The 22,042-nt window shown below is 55.9% G+C and carries 20 protein-coding genes; 11 read left to right on the top strand and 9 right to left on the bottom strand.

Going from position 1 to position 22,042, the window contains the following annotated elements; genetic code table 11:
- The first annotated feature begins 157 nt into the window (after positions 1–157).
- Complete coding sequence (locus tag FWJ25_RS02285) at positions 158–526, top strand: YbaN family protein (protein ID WP_149598618.1); 369 nt, start codon at positions 158–160, stop codon at positions 524–526.
- A gap of 30 nt (positions 527–556) precedes the next feature.
- Positions 557–994: an Rrf2 family transcriptional regulator gene (locus FWJ25_RS02290; RefSeq protein WP_149598619.1), complete on the top strand. Its 438-nt coding sequence runs from the start codon at positions 557–559 to the stop codon at positions 992–994.
- Here FWJ25_RS02290 and FWJ25_RS02295 read toward each other — a convergent pair.
- Both FWJ25_RS02295 and FWJ25_RS02300 read right to left on the bottom strand, forming a co-directional pair.
- Positions 982–2,073, bottom strand: coding sequence for a fatty acid desaturase family protein (locus FWJ25_RS02295; RefSeq protein WP_149598620.1), 1,092 nt, complete (start codon positions 2,071–2,073; stop codon positions 982–984). The genes FWJ25_RS02290 and FWJ25_RS02295 overlap by 13 nt on opposite strands.
- A 51-nt stretch (positions 2,074–2,124) precedes the next feature.
- A complete protein-coding gene (locus tag FWJ25_RS02300) occupies positions 2,125–3,228 on the bottom strand; it encodes a ferredoxin reductase (RefSeq protein ID WP_149598621.1) in 1,104 nt (367 codons plus the stop codon).
- Between the two features lie 191 nt (positions 3,229–3,419).
- On the opposite strand from FWJ25_RS02300, the gene FWJ25_RS02305 reads away from it, so the two are divergent.
- Positions 3,420–4,052, top strand: coding sequence for a TetR family transcriptional regulator (locus FWJ25_RS02305; protein WP_149598622.1), 633 nt, complete (start codon positions 3,420–3,422; stop codon positions 4,050–4,052).
- Positions 4,053–4,081: 29 nt separating this feature from the next.
- Here FWJ25_RS02305 and FWJ25_RS02310 read toward each other — a convergent pair whose 3' ends face one another.
- On the bottom strand, positions 4,082–5,494 hold the full coding sequence (locus FWJ25_RS02310; RefSeq protein ID WP_149598623.1) for a WS/DGAT/MGAT family O-acyltransferase: 1,413 nt from the start codon (positions 5,492–5,494) through the stop codon (positions 4,082–4,084).
- A 233-nt stretch (positions 5,495–5,727) separates the two neighbouring features.
- Between FWJ25_RS02310 and FWJ25_RS02315 the strand changes: the two genes are divergently transcribed.
- From FWJ25_RS02315 to FWJ25_RS02330, 4 genes are all read left to right on the top strand, one after another.
- Complete coding sequence (locus FWJ25_RS02315) at positions 5,728–6,102, top strand: CidA/LrgA family protein (RefSeq protein WP_149598624.1); 375 nt, start codon at positions 5,728–5,730, stop codon at positions 6,100–6,102.
- The gene (locus FWJ25_RS02320) at positions 6,095–6,826 is read left to right on the top strand and encodes an LrgB family protein (protein WP_149598625.1); all 732 of its coding nucleotides are present in this window, start codon (positions 6,095–6,097) and stop codon (positions 6,824–6,826) included. The genes FWJ25_RS02315 and FWJ25_RS02320 overlap by 8 nt, the downstream gene beginning before the upstream one ends.
- Before the next feature lie 183 nt (positions 6,827–7,009).
- The gene (locus FWJ25_RS02325) at positions 7,010–9,097 is read left to right on the top strand and encodes a TonB-dependent receptor family protein (protein WP_149598626.1); all 2,088 of its coding nucleotides are present in this window, start codon (positions 7,010–7,012) and stop codon (positions 9,095–9,097) included.
- 36 nt (positions 9,098–9,133) lie between these two features.
- Positions 9,134–10,492 carry a TrpB-like pyridoxal phosphate-dependent enzyme gene (locus FWJ25_RS02330; protein WP_149598627.1) on the top strand — a complete coding sequence of 453 codons (1,359 nt, stop codon included), beginning with the start codon at positions 9,134–9,136 and terminating at the stop codon, positions 10,490–10,492.
- A 168-nt stretch (positions 10,493–10,660) separates the two neighbouring features.
- On the opposite strand, the gene FWJ25_RS02335 is transcribed toward FWJ25_RS02330, so the two are convergent.
- The gene (locus FWJ25_RS02335; protein WP_149598628.1) at positions 10,661–11,122 is read right to left on the bottom strand and encodes a PepSY domain-containing protein; all 462 of its coding nucleotides are present in this window, start codon (positions 11,120–11,122) and stop codon (positions 10,661–10,663) included.
- 152 nt (positions 11,123–11,274) lie between these two features.
- Between FWJ25_RS02335 and FWJ25_RS02340 the strand changes: the two genes are divergently transcribed.
- The 3 genes from FWJ25_RS02340 to FWJ25_RS02350 are packed head-to-tail and all read left to right on the top strand — an operon-like array spanning position 11,275 to position 13,666.
- A complete protein-coding gene (locus FWJ25_RS02340; protein ID WP_246166630.1) occupies positions 11,275–11,649 on the top strand; it encodes a PepSY domain-containing protein in 375 nt (124 codons plus the stop codon).
- Positions 11,646–12,317 (top strand): winged helix-turn-helix domain-containing protein, encoded by a 672-nt coding sequence (locus FWJ25_RS02345; protein ID WP_149598629.1) that lies wholly within the window; start codon positions 11,646–11,648, stop codon positions 12,315–12,317. Before FWJ25_RS02340 ends, FWJ25_RS02345 begins: the two co-directional genes overlap by 4 nt.
- Positions 12,317–13,666, top strand: a complete 1,350-nt coding sequence (locus FWJ25_RS02350; protein ID WP_149598630.1) for an ATP-binding protein — start codon at positions 12,317–12,319, stop codon at positions 13,664–13,666. The genes FWJ25_RS02345 and FWJ25_RS02350 overlap by 1 nt, the downstream gene beginning before the upstream one ends.
- 11 nt (positions 13,667–13,677) lie before the next feature.
- On the opposite strand, the gene FWJ25_RS02355 is transcribed toward FWJ25_RS02350, so the two are convergent.
- From FWJ25_RS02355 to tmpT, 4 genes are all read right to left on the bottom strand, one after another.
- Complete coding sequence (locus tag FWJ25_RS02355; protein ID WP_149598631.1) at positions 13,678–15,237, bottom strand: SpoVR family protein; 1,560 nt, start codon at positions 15,235–15,237, stop codon at positions 13,678–13,680.
- Positions 15,234–16,523, bottom strand: a complete 1,290-nt coding sequence (locus FWJ25_RS02360) for a YeaH/YhbH family protein (RefSeq protein WP_246166650.1) — start codon at positions 16,521–16,523, stop codon at positions 15,234–15,236. Before FWJ25_RS02360 ends, FWJ25_RS02355 begins: the two co-directional genes overlap by 4 nt.
- 26 nt (positions 16,524–16,549) lie before the next feature.
- Positions 16,550–18,472: a PrkA family serine protein kinase gene (locus tag FWJ25_RS02365; RefSeq protein ID WP_149598633.1), complete on the bottom strand. Its 1,923-nt coding sequence runs from the start codon at positions 18,470–18,472 to the stop codon at positions 16,550–16,552.
- Between the two features lie 530 nt (positions 18,473–19,002).
- On the bottom strand, positions 19,003–19,656 hold the full coding sequence (gene tmpT / locus FWJ25_RS02370; protein WP_149598634.1) for a thiopurine S-methyltransferase: 654 nt from the start codon (positions 19,654–19,656) through the stop codon (positions 19,003–19,005).
- A 73-nt stretch (positions 19,657–19,729) separates the two neighbouring features.
- On the opposite strand from tmpT, the gene FWJ25_RS02375 reads away from it, so the two are divergent.
- Entirely contained in the window at positions 19,730–20,665 is a 936-nt protein-coding gene (locus FWJ25_RS02375; protein WP_149598635.1) for a D-2-hydroxyacid dehydrogenase, read from the top strand.
- Positions 20,666–20,745: 80 nt separating this feature from the next.
- Here the strand turns inward: FWJ25_RS02375 and FWJ25_RS02380 are convergent, their stop codons facing one another.
- Complete coding sequence (locus FWJ25_RS02380) at positions 20,746–21,999, bottom strand: OmpP1/FadL family transporter (protein ID WP_149598636.1); 1,254 nt, start codon at positions 21,997–21,999, stop codon at positions 20,746–20,748.
- Between the last annotated feature and the right edge of the window lie 43 nt (positions 22,000–22,042).

Here is a 22,042-nt window from a genome sequence, read left to right on the forward strand (position 1 = left end):
TGTATATAAGTACTGTAGATGAAGTATTGCAGATTAGCGCCTGGATTCCGATACCCCTGGTGAGGTAACGAAAAGCTCTAAAGCGGTATCCTGGGAGATGAGAGCGATCTAATAATGTAGAATAAATGAAGGTATAGAGTTTGGTGGGGCTGCTGTTATGAGTGAAGGGTCGGGGAGAACAAGTTTTCTGATTCTTGCATATGTCTCCGTCGGACTTGCGGTTGCGGGTGTGGTTCTGCCGTTGTTACCTACAACTCCATTTGTTCTCCTTGCAGCTTTTTTCGCCAGTAAAGGGTCTCCGACCTTCGCCCGATGGCTCGACGAACATCCCAGGTATGGGCCAATTATCGAGAATTGGCGGAAGAATCGGGTGGTGCCGCTGAACGCTAAAATCCTGGCCTGCACTATGATGACTCTGAGCTGGGGCCTGCTTTTTGTGATGGGCTCATCTGCGGTGGTTCTGACAGTGGTTGCTCTGTTTTTGGTCGGATCAGCCAGCTATTTGCTCACTCGACCATCCCGTTGAACTATGCCTTGTGACGAACTGGAGTAATACATGCATATCACCCGCTATACAGACTACTCTCTGCGAGTGTTGATTTATCTGGCAGTTCAGGGTGACCGCCTGGCGACCATCCAGGAAATTGCTGACAGTTACGGTATATCCAAGAACCACTTGATGAAAGTGGTGCATCAGCTCAATAAAAAGGGCTACATCGAAACGGTTCGGGGAAAGAAGGGCGGTATGCGCCTGCACATGGCTCCGAAAGATATCAATGTCGGGATTCTGGTTCGGGAGACCGAGCAGGATTTGAGTATCGTTGAATGTCAGGCGTCCAGTGACTCATGCCGGATCACGCCCGTTTGTGGTCTCAAGTCGATGTTTTCCGAGGCGCTTCAGGCCTTTCTTTCGGCGCTTGATAAATACACGTTGGCCGATGTGATCCAGGATCAGCATCGGCCTCAGTTGCTGCGCTTACTTCACATTACCTGAGCGGGCTGTGGTGCAGTCAGCTTCTGGCGCATACGGTCAGGCAGTGAGTAGGTCATGATTCGTTTCAGTACCGTGCCGTACTGGCGGGCAAAACTGCCGGTGTTGTAGTGGATGCCGTGTTTGCGGCATACAGCCTGTACCTTTTCTGAGATTTCCGGATAGCGGTGTGCCGGCAGATCAGGAAACACATGGTGTTCGATCTGGTAGCTCAGGTGCCCGCTTAACAGGTGTACCCACTTACCACCGGTGAAGTTGGATGAGCCGGTGAGTTGTCTCAGGTACCAGTGTCCCTTGCTTTCGTTCTCGCATTCCTCTTCGGTGAATGTCTCCGCATCCTGAGTGAAGTGGCCGCAGAAGATAACCGTGGATGACCACAGGTTACGAATCAGGTTAGCTCCAATGTTTCCTGCCAGCACGATCGGTGCAACCGGGAAAGTGATCAGTGGAAAGAAGACGTAATCCTTGAAGGCCTGGCGTCCGCCCTTGCGGAAAAAGTCCTTGAGGAAGGGCAGTTTTGATTTCCAAGTGATTTCCCGCCGGCGCAGACGTTCGCTCTCCAGCTCATGAACGCCAACGCCCCACTGGAACAGAACCGTCAGCAGGATGTAGTTGACGAACTGGAACAGGTGGCCCGGGTGCCATTTCACGTCGTCGCTCAGGCGCAGAACAGCGTAGCCGTAATCGCGGTCCTTGCCGATGACGTTGGTGTAAGTATGGTGTTCATAGTTGTGGGTGCGGCGCCAGGAGTCGCTGGTGCACACGGTATCCCACTCGTAGGTCTGCGAGTGCAGGGACGGATCGTTCATCCAGTCATACTGGCCGTGCATCACATTATGTCCGATCTCCATGTTCTCGATGATCTTGGAGAGGCCAAGGGCGGCGGTGGCGGCCACAAAAACCGGTGGGATAAAACCGAAAGGCATCATCACCCGGCCACTCACTTCCAGTGTCCTGTGCAGGCGTACAATCCAGCGGATGTATTGGGCATCCCGCTCACCGCGATCAGCCAGGACTTCATCCCGGATCGCATTCAGGTCTTTTTCCAGTTCAGCCAGTTGCTGTTCATTCATCTTGATCATGATTCTGCTCCTCATGTCGGCTCAGCCGGCATGTATCTGTTCGGAATTTGTTCAGGCTTCGACGGACACCGGCCCCTGGGGCACGGACACGCAAAGCTGGATGTTCTCTTCGCCGGGGCCGGAGGACTGACCGGTGATTCGGTTGATCACTGTGCCGCTGGTTTTCCGGCAGCTGCATTGGTGGCAGATGCCCATCCGGCAGCCATAGCGGGGCGACAGCCCTGCCGCTTCAGCCATCTCCAGCAGATTGGCGTCACCTTCGGAGCTGACTTCCACCTGGCTTTTTGCGAATTGCACGGTGCCGCCCACCGCCCCGCCGTCCAGTACTGTCGCCGGAGCTGCAAAGAAGGTCTTGTGAATGCTGTCTTCCTTAACTCCGAGGTTCTGGAGTTGGGATCCTGCCAGGTCCATCAGGCCACCGGGGCCGCACATATAAACGTCGCGTGCTTTCAGGCCCGGTACCGCCTGCAAATCACTTTCCCGGAGGTAGCGGGGCTCATCGCTCTCATGGGTAATAATGATGGTAAGGGTCAACGCCGGGTATCGAGATGCAAGGGCCTCAAGCTTTTCCCGAGCGATGATGTCGCTGCTGGTACGAACGAAGTACAACAGCGTTACTGGTGCGCGGTAGTCATCCGCTGCCATGGTTTCCAGCATGCTCAGGATGGGGGTAATGCCGCTGCCACCCGCAATGAACAGGATTGGGCGGGGTGTCGCAGGCAGACGGAACTCTCCAAAGGCTTCCTTAAGGCCGATAGTGGTGCCGGCCTCAAGACGGTCGTGGATCCAGTTCGTCACCAGGCCGCCCGGAAGCCGCTTGATGGTCAGGGTAACCAGTCCCTGCTTTTTCCAGAGGGCAGGAGCGCTGGAAAGGCTGAAGGTGCGGTCATGGCGAACACCGTCGATTTCGACACAGATGTTCACGTGCTGGCCGGCCTCGAAACCTTCCCAGTGTGCAGCTGGTTTCAAAACCAGGGTTTTCGTATCGGATGTTTCGTTGATGATCTGCTTTACCAGCGCCGGTGTGTACTGTTGTACCCACATTGGATTGACCTGTTCCAGAAGCGGATCGAAAAAGGCAGCCGGGTCATCCCGGTTAAAAAGCTGCCTGCCAAGCCACTGGAGCGCTTTGTTCTGGGTCTGTCTTGCTAGCATGGTGTTTTCTCCACTGCGTCATCTGCACTAATGTGTACAGTTGTTCACTAATGTGTACGACTGTACACACGAGTTCTGGTTCGGGCAATGCAGAGTTCTTTGTTGGCTCAAAATGACAAATTATTTGTGCTCAGGATTTTTTGAATGTGTACACTTGTTGTCCTGTAGTCAGGAGGGAACACAGGCGAGCCATGGCAGATCACCGACAACGCAGAAAACCGGGCGAAACCCGCGAGAAGCTTATGAACGCGGCGCTGGAGCTGGTAGGTAAGGGGCGGCACTTTGCCAGTCTGGGCATCCGGGAAGTCACGCGCCAGGCGGGGGTTGTCCCTACGTCCTTCTATCGTCATTTCCGTAATATGGACGATCTGGGACTGCAATTGGTGGATGAGCTGGGATTGGTTCTCCGGCGGATGATGCGAGAAGCAAGGGGAAATGTACTTCAGGCCGACAAGCTGATTGAAGAGTCCGTTGGCATTTTCATTAACCATGCCCAGTCAAACCGGAACTTCTTTCTGTTTATGGCGCAGGGTCTGGCTGGTGAGAGTCGGGCAGTGCAGGAAGGCATTCGCAGCGAGATGCGTTTCTTTGCCAGCGAACTGGCCAACGACCTGCGACGGCTTCGCCTGGCTGAACACCTCTCGGACAAGGATCTGGATGTTACCTGTGATCTGGTGGTCCGGACGGTGGCTTTCAGTCTGACCGATCTGCTTGGCGTTGCGGTAGAGGACGATTATCAGGTGGATCAGATCAGGAAGCGGACAACCCACTTCCTGCAACTGATCTTTGTTGGCGCAGCCAACTGGCAGAGTGACAAGGCGTAATCAAATTATCCCATCTCTGGGATAACCTTCTACTTCTTCCCGTCTGGCGGCAATATCAGGGTTTCCAGCTCATCGAGAGCTTCTCCGGTATAGACCGCCAGTTTCTGCATGCTGGGCAGGGTGTCCCGGCAACCGGTAAACCCGAAGTTCAGCGATCCCGCGTAGCTCAGGCAGGTGATGTTGAGCGCACCGCCATGGGCAATCAACGACACTGGATACATGGCTTCCAGTTTTGCCCCTTCGTAATAGAGCGTGCGTTGAGGCCCCGGTACGTTCGAAATGGTGACATTGAACACCGGACGCATCCTGCCACCCATGCCAGACATCAGCTGTAGAATGTAGGGTGACATCAGCAGCATGGTGTATTGGGTCAGGGCGCTTTTCGGCAGTTTCTGCAGGTGTTCCTTTGCCCGCCGGGTGGATGTCTTGATGTGCTGGAGGCGGTTCAGCGGGTCCGGTTCGTTGGTGGCCAGAGACGCAATCATGAAACTGATCTGTGTGCCGGTTCCCTGATCATCAGAGGGACGGATGTTTACAGGAATGCCGGCGGTGAGAGGCGTATCTGGAAGACCTTCATCCTGCTCCAGCAGAAAGCGCCGTAAGGCCGTGCCGCAGAGATACAGCACAATGTCATTCAATGAACCGCCGGAGGCATGAGCCAGTGCTTTGAGGCGTTCAAGCTGATAGTGCTGGGTAGCAAAGCGGCGCTGGCCGGTCACCCGGTGATTGATTTTTGATACCGGGCCGGTGAAGGGGGCTGTCAGGCCATCTTCCGGATGACGCACGGAATGCACCAGCCGATTACCCGCCTGCCAGAGCCGGGGTGCCATATCCGCCTGAAGTTTCAGCGCTTCCATGGCCTGGGAGAAGGCGCCGGGAATCGTGGCTTCGGAATCAGACTTGTTACCCCGACGACGTTCAGGCCGCACTGACCACGGCGGCAGCATGTCTCGCTTGTCTGCATCGGTGGTCAGCACCCGTTGCATCAGGCGAACGCCGCTGATGCCGTCAATCATCGAGTGATGCATCTTGGTATAGAGTGCGAACCGGTTGTTTTCCAGCCCTTCGATAACGTGGCATTCCCAGAGTGGACGATCAAAGTCCAGCGGGTTTGAATGCAGGCGGGAAACCAGCACCCCCAGCTCGCGTTCGCCACCGGGCTTTGGCAGGGCAGAATGGCGGACGTGGTAATCCAGGTCGATGTTCTTGTCGACTTTCCATGTTGGCGCCAGCAGTCGTCCGAGAAAACCGGACCACGCCAGCTTCGAGCCCCAGGGCGGGGCAACGTCGCCGGCTTCTTTCATACGGGCGACCATATCCCGCAGGAAAGTATCAGGAGCTTCATCCGGGAGGGAGAAAATCTGCAGAGTGCCCACATGCATTGGGGTATCGTCAGATTCTACGGCCAGCCACGAGGCGTCCAGTGTTCCTAGGCGTTTCATTCCTTGTTGTGCTCCACGGGTGTAAGGGTTCTTTTGAATAAGGCTTCTTTTGATTGTAGCTTGCAAGTATACGAGGTTAGTGAACAGTTAACGATGTGACCCATCGAAAGGTTCCAGTGTTTTTGCTGTGGATCACGATTATCGTGGGAACCCGACTTCTGTTCAGTATTCGTGATCGTTGTATCTGGCTATGCTTGGGAATTGATCGTCTCGTAATGGGTGGAGTTTCCGGTATGCAGTTTCTTAATGGAATTACCCTGTTGCTCGTTTACCAGCTGGTAGGTGAGGTTTCTGTCCGCCTGGCAGGGGTCCCCATCCCCGGACCGGTGTTGGGCATGGTGATGTTGTTTCTGACCTTGTGGATCCGTGGGGCAGTCCCGGAATCGGTGGGTACCGCTTCTTCAGCATTGCTTTCACATCTGTCTCTGCTCTTTGTGCCGGCCGGTGTCGGCATGATGGCGCATTTCAGCCGGATTGCAGATGAATGGATTCCGATTACGCTGGCGCTGTTGCTCAGCACGATCATAACCATGGTGGCGACGGCATTGATCATGCAGTTCACGACGCGCTGGCTGGGCCGTTCTACCGGAGGTCAGGGCGATGAATGATCCCGGGCTCAAGGATATCTGGGTATACCTGGCGGCCTCGCCGTTGCTGGGACTGACCATTACGCTGGTTGCCTATGGCCTGGCCTACCGGCTGTACCTGCGGACCAACTCCAATCCGTTAGCGAACCCGGTTGTCACGTCGGTTGCCATGCTGATCGGACTTCTGCTGCTCACCGACACACCCTATGAAGACTACTTCGAAGGGGGGCAGTTCGTGCACTTCCTGCTTGGACCCGCCACCGTGGCTCTGGCCGTTCCGTTGTATCAACAGTTTTCCCGGCTGCGGGAGCTATGGCTTCCTGTGACTATCTCGCTGATCTCCGGCGTTATCATTGCAGCTGGAAGTTCCATTGGTCTTGCCTGGTTGTTCGGCGGGTCGACTGAAATCCAGATGTCGCTGGCTCCCAAATCAGCAACGGCCCCGGTTGCCATGGGCATCTCAGAAAAAATCGGTGGCCTGCCATCACTGACTGCAGTGCTGGTTGTGGTGACCGGCATTACCGGGGCCGTGCTGGGCACCAAGCTCTTTGAGTGGATCCGGATAAAGGACGATACCGCTAAAGGCATTGCCATGGGGGTGGCTGCTCACGGTATTGGAACGGCGAGGGCGTTTCAGGTCAGCACTCAGATGGGCGCTTTTTCCGGGCTCGCGATGGCGCTTTCAGCGTTTGCAACGGCGTTGGTGGTTCCATGGCTGGTAGACCTGATTTCGACATGGGTCTAGGTGTACAGTCCGGGGCTCTTGCTACCTGGGGCTTACGACTAACGAACAATAATAAGCAAATTAAATGATCATTTTCTGACTTGCCTGTTCTGGTTTGAATGGAGGTAACCCGCTGCCCTGAAAATCTGTTTCGTCCGGGCATTCAGGCTGGTTACCTGAGCTCAGGCCGAGGAGGAGATTGTCTTGACTAATAACAAGTATTTAAAATCAATATTAGTGTCGCTCATGCCCCTGGCGGTGTCCGCACCAGTAGTCGCTGAGGAAGCAGCAGTCCAGGAAGCTAGATCATCTGACTCAGACCTGGTGCTGAAGGTAACCGCACCCCGCCTCACCCGTAACCTCTATGAAACCCCGGCTGCAGTCTCGGTCATAGATGCCCCGGATATTCAGAAAGGGCAGCAGCGCCAGCAGTTGGATGAATCCCTGGACACGGTACCTGGCCTGTTTTTCCAGAACCGGTACAACTTTGCGCAGAACCTCCGCCTTTCCACACGCGGCTTTGGCGCGAGATCCCCGTTCGGCATTCGGGGTATCCGGATTCTGGTGGACGCCATTCCCTACACACTCCCGGATGGCCAGTCCCAGATAGACGCAATCGATCTGGACTCGGCGCAGCGTATTGAAGTCATTCGCGGGCCCTCATCGGTTCAGTACGGCAACGCCGCCGGCGGGGTAGTGGATATCTCTACTGCACTGGGAGACGAGTTGCCGGAGGCCAGCCGCCTCCGTCTTGACGGAGGGAGCCACGGGTATCGGAAGGTTGCGTTTCAGGGGAACGGTAGCCGGGACGACACCAGCGCGATTGCAACCCTGTCCTGGTTGAATGTCGATGGGCATCGGGAACACAGCGCCGCAGAAAAGGGGCTACTGAACGCCCGTGTGTCCCACGATTTCTCGGCCGGGCGCCAACTTACAGCAACGCTCAATGCGCTACACAACCCCAAAGCCGAGGACCCCGGCGGCTTAAACCTGGCCCAGAGCGAGGATGATCCGGAGCAGGCCACGACGCTGGCAAAGAGCCTCGACAGCAGCCAGGCTGTTAACCAACAAACGTTCGGCCTGCAGTTCGATGATTCCCTGGCATTACCCGGTCACTACTCGGTCACTGGCTTCTATACACACCGGGATTTTGCGCAGCAATTACCGTTTCCGGGCAGCAGCCGCATTGCCTATGACCGCGATTTCTATGGCGTCAGTTCGCAATACCAGCAAGCCAGCAATCTGGTGGGTATGCCGCTGACGTGGGTTGCGGGCCTGGATGTGCACCGACAATCCGATAAACGGAGGCGCTACCTGATTTCGATCAACGGTGAGGTGACCGGTCAGAGCCAGGCAGAAACCCAGAATGCGACCAGTACAGCGATGTTCGGTCAGGGTGACCTGGCGCTCTCCGAGCAACTGACAGTGTCACTGGGAGCCCGATACGATTACCTCCGGTTGTCGATTGACGATCACTGGCTGACCGACGGCAATGACTCGGGAAGCCGGAATTTCAGAGAGGTCAGCGGTGTTGCAGGCATCAGCTACAGGATCACACCTGTCCACCAGGTCTATGGCTCGATCGGCACCGCGTTTGAGTCTCCGACCTTCACGGAATTTGCCAACCCGAACGGGGGAGGCTTTAACCCGGACCTTGAACCCCAGCAAGCCCTTAACCGGGAACTGGGTATGAGGGGATTGCTCGGTCAGGGGGTAAGTTACGATATTGCTGTGTTCTCAATACGGGTTGATGACGAAATATTGCCCTATAACCTGGGCAGCCAGACCTTTTATGAAAATGCCGGAGAAACTCGCCGCAACGGTCTGGAGCTCGGGCTGGCGTGGGATATTTCCTATGCCTGGCGGCTGACCAGCGCCCTCACTCTAGCGGACTATGAACTGCGCAATTTCACCGACGAAGAGGGTAATGATGCCGATGGCAACGATATTCCCGGTTTGCCCGGAGAACTCTGGGTGAATGAAATGGAATGGCGTGGCCTGGCAGGTCGTTTCGCAGCGCTGGAATGGCAGTACGTCGGAGACCTGTACGCAGAGAACAGTAACCAGACGGAGGTGGACGCATACTGGTTGGTGGGGCTGCGGGCCGGAGGTTCGTTCCAGTGGTCTGAGCAGACCTTGAATTTATACGGGGGAGTCCGAAACCTGCTGGACGAGGACTACTTCGCCAATGTGCGAATCAACGCCAATGCCAACCGACCGGTGGACGAGCGCGGCTATTTCGAGCCGGGACCGGGAAGAACTTTTTATGCTGGCCTGGAATGGGTATTCTGAACGCTCTAACAACTTGAAAAACAGAGGCTTCAGAACATGAAAACCAAGTTCCTTCTGGACGAGAGCCAGATGCCGAAAGCCTGGTACAACCTGCAGGCAGACTTTCTTGAGCCGCTGCCTGCGGTGCTGCACCCGGGAACCCAGCAACCCGTAGGAGCATCGGATCTGGAGCCGCTGTTCCCTGCGGCCCTGATTGAGCAGGAAATGACTACTGAGCGGGAGATCGACATACCCGAGCCAGTGCGTGACGTATACCAGCTATGGCGGCCGGCTCCATTGTACCGGGCTCATCGTCTGGAAAAGGCACTGGGTACGCCGGCCAAAATTTTCTACAAGTACGAAGGTGTCAGCCCAGCGGGTAGCCACAAGCCGAACACTGCGATCCCCCAGGCATTCTACAACCAGCAGGCGGGTATCCGTACCCTCACCACTGAGACTGGTGCAGGACAGTGGGGCACGTCCCTGTCGTTTGCGGGCTCGCTGTTCGACATTGATGTCACTGTATTCCAGGTTCGGGTCTCCTACGACCAGAAGCCTTACCGACGAGCCGTCATGGAGACCTACGGTGCCAAATGTGTGCCTTCACCTTCGGAACTGACGGAGTTCGGGTGCAAAGTGCTCGCAGAGAACCCTGACCATACCGGAAGCCTGGGCATCGCCATTTCTGAAGCCGTTGAGTTGGCAGTGCAGGACCCGAATACCAAGTACGCTCTGGGTTCTGTGCTCAACCACGTCATGCTGCACCAGACGGTGATTGGTCTGGAAGCCATGCAACAGATGGAAATGGCAGATTGCTGGCCGGACGTCATTGTTGGCTGCACCGGCGGTGGCTCCAACTTTGCCGGCCTGGCGTTCCCGTTCATGGGGCACGCGCTCCGTGGCGGAGAGAAGTCCCGGATTGTGGCGGTTGAGCCGTCAGCCTGTCCGACCCTGACCCGGGGCAAGTATGCCTACGATTTCGGCGATACCGCCCAGATGACACCGCTCACCAAGATGCACACCCTGGGTGCCCACTTTACCCCGCCGGGCTTCCATGCCGGTGGGCTCCGCTATCATGGTATGGCACCAATGGTCTCCCATGCCAAGGAACTTGGCCTGTTTGAGGCTGTGGCTTATACCCAGCGTGAATGCTTTGAAGCGGGCGTTCTGTTTGCCCGTAACGAAGGCATTGTGCCGGCACCGGAAGCTAACCACGCAGTCAAAGGCGCCATTGATGAGGCGCTGCGTTGCAAGCGTGAGGGCAAGGAAGAGGTCATTCTGTTCAATCTCAGTGGGCATGGCCACTTCGATATGGCGGCATACACGGCGTATTTCGCCGGTGAACTCAGCGACCATGAGTACGATGAGCAGGAGCTGGCCATGGCACTCTCCGGTTTGCCCTCTGTCGGTGTCTGATCATTCTTCTTTGCCGGGATGAAAGACCGTACCACCGCCTTCGGCATTCAGTTGCCGGATGGCGGTGGGTGCGCCGCTATTATCCAGCCTCACATCGCCGATTCCGGCGTGGTTCCAAAGCCTTTCGCCTGCATCCCGCCCTTCCGGCAAGCGCGGGGAAATCCGAATTCAATCATCTCTCCCGATCCGGACGACATCCAGGCTGCCAGTGCGGAAGTCCACTTCCAGTTCTCTTCCCTGGTCGTCGCGTCCCTCGATTTCAATATGGCCTCTGCGGTTGACTTTGAACTCCTCGAAGGAAGACATACCTTCGGATTGTGCGGCTTCGAGATAGGCGCTTATCTCTGACGATGGAAGGCCATAACGCTCGCCCCGGTCGCGATTTCGCTGCTCTTTCCGGATCTGGCCATCGTTGTCCAGATCCAGTTCGACATACCACTCGTCATCCATCCAGCCTTCAATTTCCTTTTCGCCGCGATGGTCGTCATCGAACTCGATTTTGCGGAATTCCTGAATGCCGTAGTCCGATCCGGAGGCCAGTGTTTTCCGTACGTCTTCGAGGTTTGCTGCGCCAGCCATGGGGGCTGCAATCACACCAGCGGCCAGCATGAATACTGTGAGCTTGTTCATAGGGTAGTCCTCATTTACCTGTTGGAAGTCAGTCAAGGCATAACGGGATTGCCTTTCCCGTTACCTTGAGGCCATCCTAGGACAGGAAAGCTGACAGCAGCGTGAGCTGTTCGTTCATAATCCATTCATTTTCAATCTGTCACCATGGTGTCATGAACATTCATGCGCAAACATCATCGCTGCTACCCCGGGATCCGTTTATTCGGGGCATGCTTTTTTTGGGCGTTCTGATCGCACTGCTGACCCTTTCTCTTCGTTGTGCCTATGCCGACGATGATTGGCGGGACCTTCATCAACAGGTAGAGCGCGGGGAAATCCGGCCATTAGGCGAAATACTGGACACACTGTCTCAGCATTGGTTCGGGGATGTGATTGACGTGGAGCTGGAACGGGATGACGGAAAAGTGATTTATGAGATCGAACTCCTGGGCCCTCAGGGACAGGTGGTTGAGTTCGAGATCGATGCCCGTACCGGTGAAGTGCTTGAGATTGAAGGACAGAATATTCGCGAGATGGAACGTCGATGAAGATCCTGCTTGTTGAAGATGACAAGCCGCTTTCGGACAGTCTCTCCAGAGCGCTCCGGGATGCCGGAGTACTGGTAGAAGTGGCTGCTGATGGCAGCACGGGTGATTATCTGATCAGTACGGAGCGATACGATGCAGTGATTCTGGACCTGGGGTTGCCGGATGGAAACGGTGTGCAATGGCTCTCAGGCTGGCGGGAGCGGGGCATCCAACTGCCGGTGCTGATTCTGACCGCCAGGGAGCGTTGGTCTGACAAGGCTGCCGGATTTTCCGCGGGTGCAGATGATTACGTGACCAAGCCGTTTGAAACCGCCGAGGTGTTGTTCCGACTGCGGGCCCTGGTGCGAAGATCACACGGGCATGCCCATCCGGTGATCAGAGTCGGTGAGATTGCGCTCGATACCCACGCTGGTCAGGTGACCTGCTCCGGGCTGCCGGTGTCTTTGACCGCACAGGAGTACCGCTTGTTGTCCCACCTGATGCACGCGGCCCCACGGATTGTCAGTCGGACAGAGCTGTCTGAACATGTCTATGACGGTGATCAGGAGCCGGATTCCAATGTCATTGATGTGCAGGTCAGCCGGCTCCGCAGAAAGCTTGGTAAGGCGAACATCGAGACCGTCCGGGGCCAGGGCTACCGTATGCAGAGTGCGGGTGGGTTGAATTAATGGGGATGAAACTCCGGCGCTGGCCCATTGCCGTTCGGATGCTGATTTCGGCGCTGGTCCTGATCGCAGTTGTGCTTCCGGTAGCGGGGTGGTTGCTGGCCTGGAATTTTCGGGAGGCGGTGAACGACTCATTTGATAGCCAGCTGGAGTCCCTGTTGCACGTGGTGATCGCCAACCTGGACGACCAACCGGTGACTGGGGCGGCAGGGGCCTTGCCTGCGCCGGATCTGGGCGACCCCCGGTTTGAGCGGGTATATTCCGGCTGGTACTGGCAGGTGACACTGCCGGATGGCAGCTCGGTAACGTCTCGGTCGCTCTGGGATCAGAGGCTGCAGGAGTCGGTGGTGCCAGGGCCCGGATGGAAAGACATTCAGGGGCCCGTCGGCCAGCAGTTACGAATGCTGGAACAGCGTGTCCATTTACCATTGTTGGCGGCTCCGGTTCATGTGTCGGTCGCAGCAGACCTCTCTGGTGTCCGCAGAGAAGAATCACGATTTCAGGCGCTGCTGGCGGTCTCTCTGGCGACGCTTGGTGCGCTGTTGCTGTTGCTGATTGCGTTTCAGATCCGTTGGGGACTGGTGCCGCTGAGGCGGATTGAGCGCAGTCTGAAGCGGGTAGAGGCGGGTAGCCAGTCAGCACTGGATACCGATTTACCGGAGGAACTCTCACGCCTGGCGAGAACCATGAATATGGTGCTCGAAAGAGATCAGAAGCTGATTGAACGTGGTCGGACAGCCGCCGGCAACCTCGCCCACGCATTGAAAACACCGACAGCGGTACTCACCTCGTTGAGTGAACAGTTGCCGGACGAACAGCGCGAGGCTTTCCTGAGCGAGTTGAGCCGACTGAACGAGGCGATACGTCATCATCTGGCTCGCGCATCAACCGCCGGCCCATCGGTCATTGGGCAGGGCATTGATGCTCAGGTGGCGCTTGCCCCTGTGCTGCGGGCCCTCAACACATTATCGTCCCGGCGCGGTACACGTTTTGAATCATCAGTAAATTGCCCCGCGCCGGTTCGTTTCGAGCCTCAGGATTTTCAGGAGCTGGTTGGTAACATCCTTGAAAATGCTATTCAATGGGCTGACCAGCGAGTATCCGTATCGATCAGCCAACGGGACGGGGAACTGCGCATTCAAGTGGATGATGACGGGCCAGGCATGACCGCAGAAGAACGCGTTCAGGCTCTGGCGCGCGGTGGCCGTCTTGATGAGGAACGGTCGGGTTCAGGGTTGGGGTTGGCTATCGTCAGTGACCTGGTTGAATTGTACAACGGCCAACTTGAGCTAAAGCCTTCACCCCTGGGCGGTCTCCTTGTGGCGCTGGTATTCCCGTCCGGGAACTCCTGAATTCCGACTGGTCATTGCTCGTCCACGGTTTTAGGCGGGCAGTGGAATTCCTCCACAACAGCCCCGTCATCCACACTCTCGAGATGGACATCAAACCCCCAGAGCCGGTGCACGTGGCGCAGCACTTCCTCGGTATCCTCCGACAGAGGCACCCGATCTACCGGAATATGCCTGAGTGTCAGGGAGCGATCACCGCGCACATCCACGTTCCACACCTGAATATTGGGCTCCCGGTAGCTGAGGTTGTATTGCCGGGCCAGCTTTTCCCTTAGTGGCCGGTAGCCCGGGTCGTCGTGAATAGCCGTGACCAGGTAATGATCCTCCTGATCGTCGTTCTCTATGGAAAACAGCTTGAGGTCGCGCATCACCTTGGGCGACAGGAACTGCTGGATGAAGCTTTCGTCCTTGAAGTTCTTCATGGCGAAATGAAGCGTTTCCAGCCAGTCCGAGCCTGCAATATCCGGGAACCACTCCCGATCTTCGTCGGTTGGGTTCTCACAGATCCTCCGCAGGTCTGTGAAAATCGAGAAGCCTAAGGTGTAGGGGTTAATACCCGAATACCAGGGACTGTTGAACGGTGGCTGGTAGATGACTGCGGAGTGGCTCTGAAGGAATTCCAGCATGAAGCCTTCGTTTACCAGGCCTTTGTCGTACATCCGGTGCAGCAGCGTGTAATGCCAGAAGGTGGCCCAGCCTTCGTTCATGACCTGGGTCTGGCGTTGTGGATAAAAATACTGTGCGAGTTTGCGGACAATGCGCACGATTTCCCGCTGCCACGTCTCCAGCAATGGCGCGTTCTTCTCAATGAAGTAGAGGATGTTCTCCTGGGGATCTTCGGGATACCGTTTTTTCAGCTTGATGGCATCATCGTCGCCCTCTGGTTTCGGGATAGTGCGCCAGAGGTCGTTGATCCGCCGCTGCTGGTATTCCTCCCGCTCCTGCTGTCTTCGCTGCTCCTCCACTGCTGAGATGGGGGCAGGGCGCTTATAGCGGTCTACGCCGTAGTTCATGAGCGCGTGGCAGGAATCCAGAATTTCTTCCACCGCATCCACGCCGTAACGCTCTTCGCACTCGGCTACGTAGTGTCGGGCAAAAACCAGGTAATCGATGATGGCACTGGCGTCGGTCCAGGTCCGGAACAGGTAGTTGCCCTTGAAGAAGGAGTTGTGGCCGTAGCAGGCGTGAGCGATCACCAGGGCCTGCATGGGCAGCGTGTTTTCCTCCATCAGGTAAGCGATGCAGGGGTTGGAATTGATCACGATTTCATAAGCCAGCCCCATCTGGCCTCGCTGGTAACCCTTGGAAGTACTCAGGAATTGCTTGCCGAAAGACCAGTGATGGTAGCCCACGGGCATGCCCACGGAGCTGTAGGCGTCCATCATCTGCTCGGCACTGATGACTTCGACCTGATTTGGGTAAGTGTCCAGCCGGAATTCGGCGGCACACTTTGCGATCTCGTCATCGTATTGCTGGATCAGCTCGAATGTCCACTCAGAGCTGGTGGATATGGGTTCACTGGCCCTTGGCTGATCACTGTCGGGCGTGCTCGGGCGATCGGCAATATCAGTCATGCGGCTTTCCTCTCAAACAGTTGACGGAATACGGGGTAAATCTCACCGGCATCCGCTATCTGTTGCATCGCAAAGCTCTGGGGGAAACGCTCCAGGATCTTCTCGTATTCGTACCAAAGCATCTGGTGGTCTTGGGGCGTAATCTCCACATAAGAATAGTATTGAACCAACGGGAGAACATGATCTGCCAGGATCTTGCTGCACACCGGCGAGTCGTCATTCCAGTTGTCGCCGTCCGAGGCCTGGGCAGCGTAGATGTTCCATTCTGATGGGGAATAACGGGACTCGATGATCTTATGCATCAGCTTGAGGGCACTCGACACGATAGTGCCACCAGTCTCCCGGGAATAGAAAAACTCTTCCTCGTCCACCTCCTTGGCGCTGGTGTGATGGCGAATGAAGACCACATCGATCTTCTTGTAGTTCTTTTTCAGGAACAGATAAAGCAGGATAAAAAAGCGCTTTGCGATGTCCTTATGCATCTGGGTCATTGAGCCGGACACGTCCATCAGACAGAACATCACCGCACTTGTGGCCGGTTGTGGGTGTTTCTGATGTTGCCGGTACCGAAGGTCGATTTCGTCAATGAAAGGAATTCGGCGCACATTGGCTTTCAGGCGGGCAATTTCCGCTTCCAGTACCTCGATCTGGTCTTTGTGACTGAAGGCTGCATCCAGGTCATCCGGTGCCGACTTCAGCGCTGCAAGTTGTGCTTCCAGTTCCTTGATTTTCTTTCGCCGTGCCCCGGCCAGGCCAAGCCTGCGGGCGTGTGCCCCACGCAGCGAACGCACCACATCCAACTTGGCTGGTACACCCTGAGTGGTAAAGCCTGTGCGCACGTACTTGAAGGCTTCGGTGTCCTTGAGCTTCTTGCGAGCGAGATTGGGTAATTCAAGGTCGTCGAACAGGAAGTCCAGAAACTCTTCCTGAGTAATCTGGAAGGCGAATTCGTCCATGCCTTCGCCATCGGGACTGGCCTGGCCATCCCCCTGGCCCTGCCCGCCGCCGCCTGGCGGCTTGGCAATGCTGTCACCCGCCAAAAACTCCTGGTTGCCGGGATGGACGACTTCCCGGCGCCCGCCCTGACCATGGTGAAAAACAGGTTCGTCGATATCCCGGCTGGGAATGCTGACGCTTTCCCCCCGTTCGATATCGGTGATGGAACGCCGCTGGACGGCATCCGACACCGCTTTCTTGATGTGGTGCCGGTAACGGCGCAGGAACCGCTCCCGGTTCACCGCGCTTTTGTTTTTACCATTCAGTCGCCGGTCGACAATGTGGGTCATGCCCATGGTACTGCTCCCGTTGGCCGTTAATGGGACTTACGAACACGCAGGTACCACTCTGCCAGCAGGCGTACCTGTTTCTCCGTGTAGCCTCGATCGACCATCCGTTCGACGAACTGCTTGTGCTTCTTCTGGTCTTCCTGACTTGCTTTCGGGTTGAAGGAAATGACCGGCAGCAAATCCTCGGTGTTCGAGAACATCTTCTTCTCGATCACGCTGCGCAGCTTCTCGTAGCTGAGCCAGGATGGGTTCCGGCCCTGATTGTTGGCCCGGGCCCGCAGTACAAAGTTAACCACCTCGTTGCGGAAATCCTTCGGGTTGCTGATGCCAGCTGGCTTCTCGATTTTCTCCAGTTCGTCATTGATGGACGAACGGTCGAGAATTTCGCCGGTTTCGGGATCCCGGTATTCCTGATCCTGTATCCAGAAATCGGCATAGGTCACGTAGCGATCGAACAGGTTCTGACCGTATTCGCTGTAGCTTTCCAGATAGGCTGTCTGGATTTCCTTGCCGATGAACTGAACATAATGAGGGGCCAGGTATTCCTTGATGAAACGCAGGTACTTCTCCTGTATTTCAGTCTGGAACTGTTCCTGCTCAATCTGCTTCTCCAGCACATACAGAAGGTGAACGGGGTTGGCAGCGACCTCGCTGGTGTCGAAGTTGAATACCTTGGAGAGAATCTTGAATGCAAAACGGGTTGAGAGCCCGTCCATGCCCTCCATCACACCGGCGGAATCCCGGTACTCCTGAATCGATTTGGCCTTCGGGTCGGTATCCTTGATGTTCTGACCATCGTAAACCCGCATCTTCGAGAATACGCTGGAGTTTTCCGGATCCTTGATGCGCGACAGCACTGAAAACTGAGCCAGCATGTCCAGAGTGTCCGGCGCACAGGGAGCACCCAACAGGGAACTGTTACTCAGCAGCTTCTTGTAGATTTCCTTCTCTTCGGAAACCCGAACACAATAAGGCACCTTGACGATATAGACCCGGTCGAGGAAAGCCTCGTTGTGCTTGTTGTTACGGAACGTCTGCCACTCGGATTCATTGGAGTGAGCCAGAATGACCCCATCAAACGGCACCGAGCCCATGCCCTCGGTCGTGTTGTAGTTGCCTTCCTGAGTGGCTGTCAGCAGCGGATGAAGCACCTTGATAGGGGCTTTGAACATCTCGACAAATTCCATCAACCCCTGGTTGGCCTTACACAGGCCACCACTGAAGCTGTAGGCATCCGGATCATCCTGCGAAAAGTCCTCCAGCATCCGGATATTGACCTTACCCACCAGGGCCGAAATATCCTGGTTGTTGTCATCACCGGGCTCAGTCTTGGAAACCCCGATCTGATCCAGCACCGAGGGATACTTCTTGACCACCCGGAACTTGCTGATGTCGCCGCCAAACTCGTGCAGGCGTTTCACGGCCCATGGTGACATGATGGACTTGAGGTAACGGGGGGGGATGCCATATTCCTCTTCAAGAATCTGGGCGTCCTCTTTGGGGTCAAACAGCCCCATCGGCGTCTCGTTGACCGGCGAATCCTTGATAGCGTAGAACGGCACCTTCTGCATGAGCGCCTTGAGCTTCTCTGCCAGGGATGATTTACCACCACCAACCGGCCCCAATAGGTAGAGAATCTGCTTCTTCTCTTCCAAACCCTGAGCGGCATGACGAAAGAACGAAACAATATTCTCCACAGCATCTTCCATGCCGTAGAACTCGGAGAATTCAGGGTAGCTTTTGATGACCTTGTTGGAAAAGATGCGTGACAGGCGGGGGTCACGGGAGGTGTCAATGAGTTCTGGTTCGCCGATGGCAATCAACATTCTCTCAGCGGCTGTGGCGTAAGCCGTTTGATCTTTTTTGCAGATCTCCAGGTATTCCTCCAGGGTGTATTCTTCTTCCTGGGTACTCTCATACCGATCTTTGAAATGCTGCACGATGCTCATAGATGGCCCCTCGCTTGCTCTCTTAAGTCGCTCTCAGTTCACGCAATATCCCCGTTGCATCGGTTCCGCCGTTCCGGGCGGCTCTGGTTTGGTCATGGGTGGAAGTTATGGATACTTACGACAAGCCGTCCGGCGGCTCGTTTAATTTGAGCTTAGTTCACGCTCGGAAAGATAGACAGCCGGTGTGTGTATTAGGTTCATTAAAATATGTTATGGGGTGCGTTTTTTTGTTTTTGGTGGGGGCTGGAACGTATGGGGGTACTCTCTGGAAACGGTTGTTGAAACTCGCTGCGCTCAGACAAACAACCATTTCCAGAGAGTACCCCCATACATTCCGATCAGGCATCCGGGAAAACGCCGGATTTGAAATGGGTAAACAGCAGGCCAAGTTGTTAGCCCGGTCAAGGCTGGTATGGGTGGTAGGTCTTTTTAAAAGCTTGTTTGTCTGAGCGAAGCGAGTTTCAACAAGCCTTTTCAAAAGACCTACCACCCGTAACAGCCGTAACTCCGCTCAGCGATAGCCGTAACGCCTACCGCTTGGTCAACCGAAATACACTCTCAGTCCCGCCAACAAGCCCCCGCCGCTTGGCAAACAAGTGGTCATTCTCGATCGTATTGGTAATGACATGCTCAATGTCGTAATCGTCACCGTAGAGCTCCATCACCTCCTCGTCGCTGACGTTGAACGGCGGAGCGCTGATCCGGGTTTTATAGTCGAGGGTCACCAGCAGGATTTTCGTGCCGTCTGGAATGACCGCTGTCAGATGGTCGACGTATTTTTTCCGCATCTCCGGAGGCAGGGCGATGAGGGCAGCGCGGTCGTAGACCAGACGGATGTTTTTCAGGTCATCGGGAACCAGTTGGAAAAAGTCGCCGCACCAGAGTTCGAGATCATCGTGGGAGAATTTGGTGAAGGGCTCGCCGGGGTGAACGTTGGCTTTTTCACTGGCTTCTTCGAAGAAATCCTTGCACGCGATCTCGCTCAGTTCCACACCGATAATCGGGTGGCCGCGATCGTTGAGCCACCACATATCGTGGGCCTTACCACAGAGCGGAACGAAAACGGCGTCGGTGGAATGTCCGGCCAGGGTTGGCCAGTGGTCATAAAGAAACTGGTTAACGGACCCTTCGTGAAAGCCGATTTCCGATTTGGCCCACCGTTCATGCCAGAATTCATGTTCCATGATATCCACCTCCTACTTGTTTATTTATGCCAGTCTACCCTAATCTGTCCCGGTCTGAACTCAGGAGGAAAGTATGAAAGCGGTATTCCTAGATGCGAAAACACTTGGTGATGATGTTGATCTGTCTTCCATTGAAGACGTCACCGGGGGCTTGAAGAAATATGAGAAAACGGCGCCGGATGAGGTGCTGGAGCGCATCAAGGGCTTTGATACCGTTCTGGTCAATAAAGTGGTCCTCGGTCGGGAACACTTCGAAGAATGCCCTGAACTCAAGACGATTGCGGTTGTAGCAACCGGCACCAATAACATCGACAAGGTTGCGGCCAAGGACCACGGTGTCGAGGTCCTGAACGTCATCAATTATGGTCGTTCTACTGTTGCCCAGCACACCATGGCTCTGATTCTGGCGCTGGCGACACGCTTGTTGGACTACGACCGGGATGTGCGAGCGGGCCGCTGGGGCAAGAGCGATATGTTCTGCCTGATGGATCACCCGATTCTGGAGCTGGAAGGCCGGACGCTGGGTATTGTGGGTTACGGCGATCTGGGTAAAGGTGTGATCGAGCGGGCTGAGGCTTTCGGTATGAAAGTCGTGCTGGGGGCCCGCCCGGGCCAGGAAGCGGGTGACGTCGACGGGTACCCGCGTATCCCGCTGGATGAACTGTTGCCGCAGGTGGATGTACTGTCCCTTCATTGTCTGCTGACCGACGACACAAAGGATATGATCAGCGAGCGGGAACTGAAAATGATGAAGCCGGATTCCCTGCTGGTTAACACCAGCCGCGGCGGTCTGGTGAACGAGCAGGCGCTGGCGGATGCGCTCAGGGCGGGAGAAATCGGAGGTGCCGGATTTGACGTGCTTACCGAGGAACCTCCACGCAACGGTAACCCTCTGCTGGCGGATGACATTCCCAACCTGATCATTACCCCGCATTCAGCCTGGGCAAGCCGGGAAGCGAGGCAACGTATTGCAGACATCACCGCGAAGAATCTCGCTGCGGTTGGCTGAGTCGCGCACACAAAACGCCTTGGCCAGAAACAACAAAGCCCCGGTTTACCGGGGCTTTGTTGTTTACGCGATCAGGACGATCAGAAGGTCCAGCCGAGGCTGGCCGAGGCGCCTACCTGATACATTTCCACGGTGATGATCTGGTTCTGGGCCAGAGGGTTCGCTCCGGAAACCTCTTTGGCCGGCGAGTAGAAAGCCATGCCAGACAATGCCAGGGAGTCCGTGAACTGATGGGTGAATCCACCCGTAAAGTGCCACTCCTGAACGCCCGGGGCCAGGATGTTGAACAGAACATCCTCGTCCGAAATCGGGCTCTCGCCGTAGCTTACGCCCGCACGCCAGGCGTGCTCCGGAGTTTGTTGCCATTGCCAGCCAAGCTTCACAATGGTCATGTCATCCCAGCCAAAGCCTGCACCGTCATCGCTACCCAGTTGGGCGGTTTGCAGGTTGGGCAGCAGCGGGTTCCCGATGCTGTTGATCTCGCTGTAGCGGATGTGCTGAACGTCCAGTAACAACCAGTGGTTTTCGATCCCGGACCAGGCGATCCCGGCATTGAACATCTGCGGAATGTCGAAATCACCCTGTTCCGCGAACAGGCCGCGGTACTTGTCGAATTCGTTCATCTTCAGGATGTTGCGCCAGCTGACACCGCCGCGGAGGGTATCGGTGATCTCGCCCTGCCAGCCGATCTGGTACCCATAGCCCCAAGCATCATCAGTGCCGTTGTTGGACACTGCATCGGGGGCGGAGGAAAATCCGCTGAAGCTCTGAAGGCCCTTGGCTTCAAAACGCTGGTAGGCAATCACCGGGGATACCCCGATGGCCTGGTTGTCACTGAACTCCCAGGACCAGGTAGGAGCAATAAACAGCTGCTCCAGGTTCACCCCGGTGCGACCACCGTAGAAAGGACCGCCGGTTCCACCCGGATAGTCGGTGTTCATGCCGCCGTTGGCAAAGACGGATACACCGAACGTGGTGACCTCTGACAGCTGAGTGTTAAAACCGAAGTGAGGGATGACAAACCCATCCCGACTGCTTTCATAGGTGCCGGGCTGCAGGGGAAACATATCGCCCTGGGCCGGATTACCATCGACGGTATATTCACGTCGCGGGGAAAAGATCTCGAAACCGCCATCCACGCGGTTGCCAATAAAGGCCATACCGGCGGGGTTGGTCGCTGCAGTGATGCTGTCCTGAGACAGGGCCGTGCCTGCGCCTGCCATGCCTTTACTGATGGTGCCGTATCCGTGGCTGAAGTATCCGTTGGTCGCAAACGCGGCTGTCGGTGCCAGTGCAGTGGCTGCAGCGATAGCGAGAGGGAGCGTCAAACGCATGATGGAACACCTGTAAGTAAAAGTGGGTCATTCATATGGCGCA

The sequence above is a fragment of the Marinobacter salinexigens genome, assembly GCF_008370345.1.
Lineage (GTDB): Bacteria > Pseudomonadota > Gammaproteobacteria > Pseudomonadales > Oleiphilaceae > Marinobacter > Marinobacter salinexigens.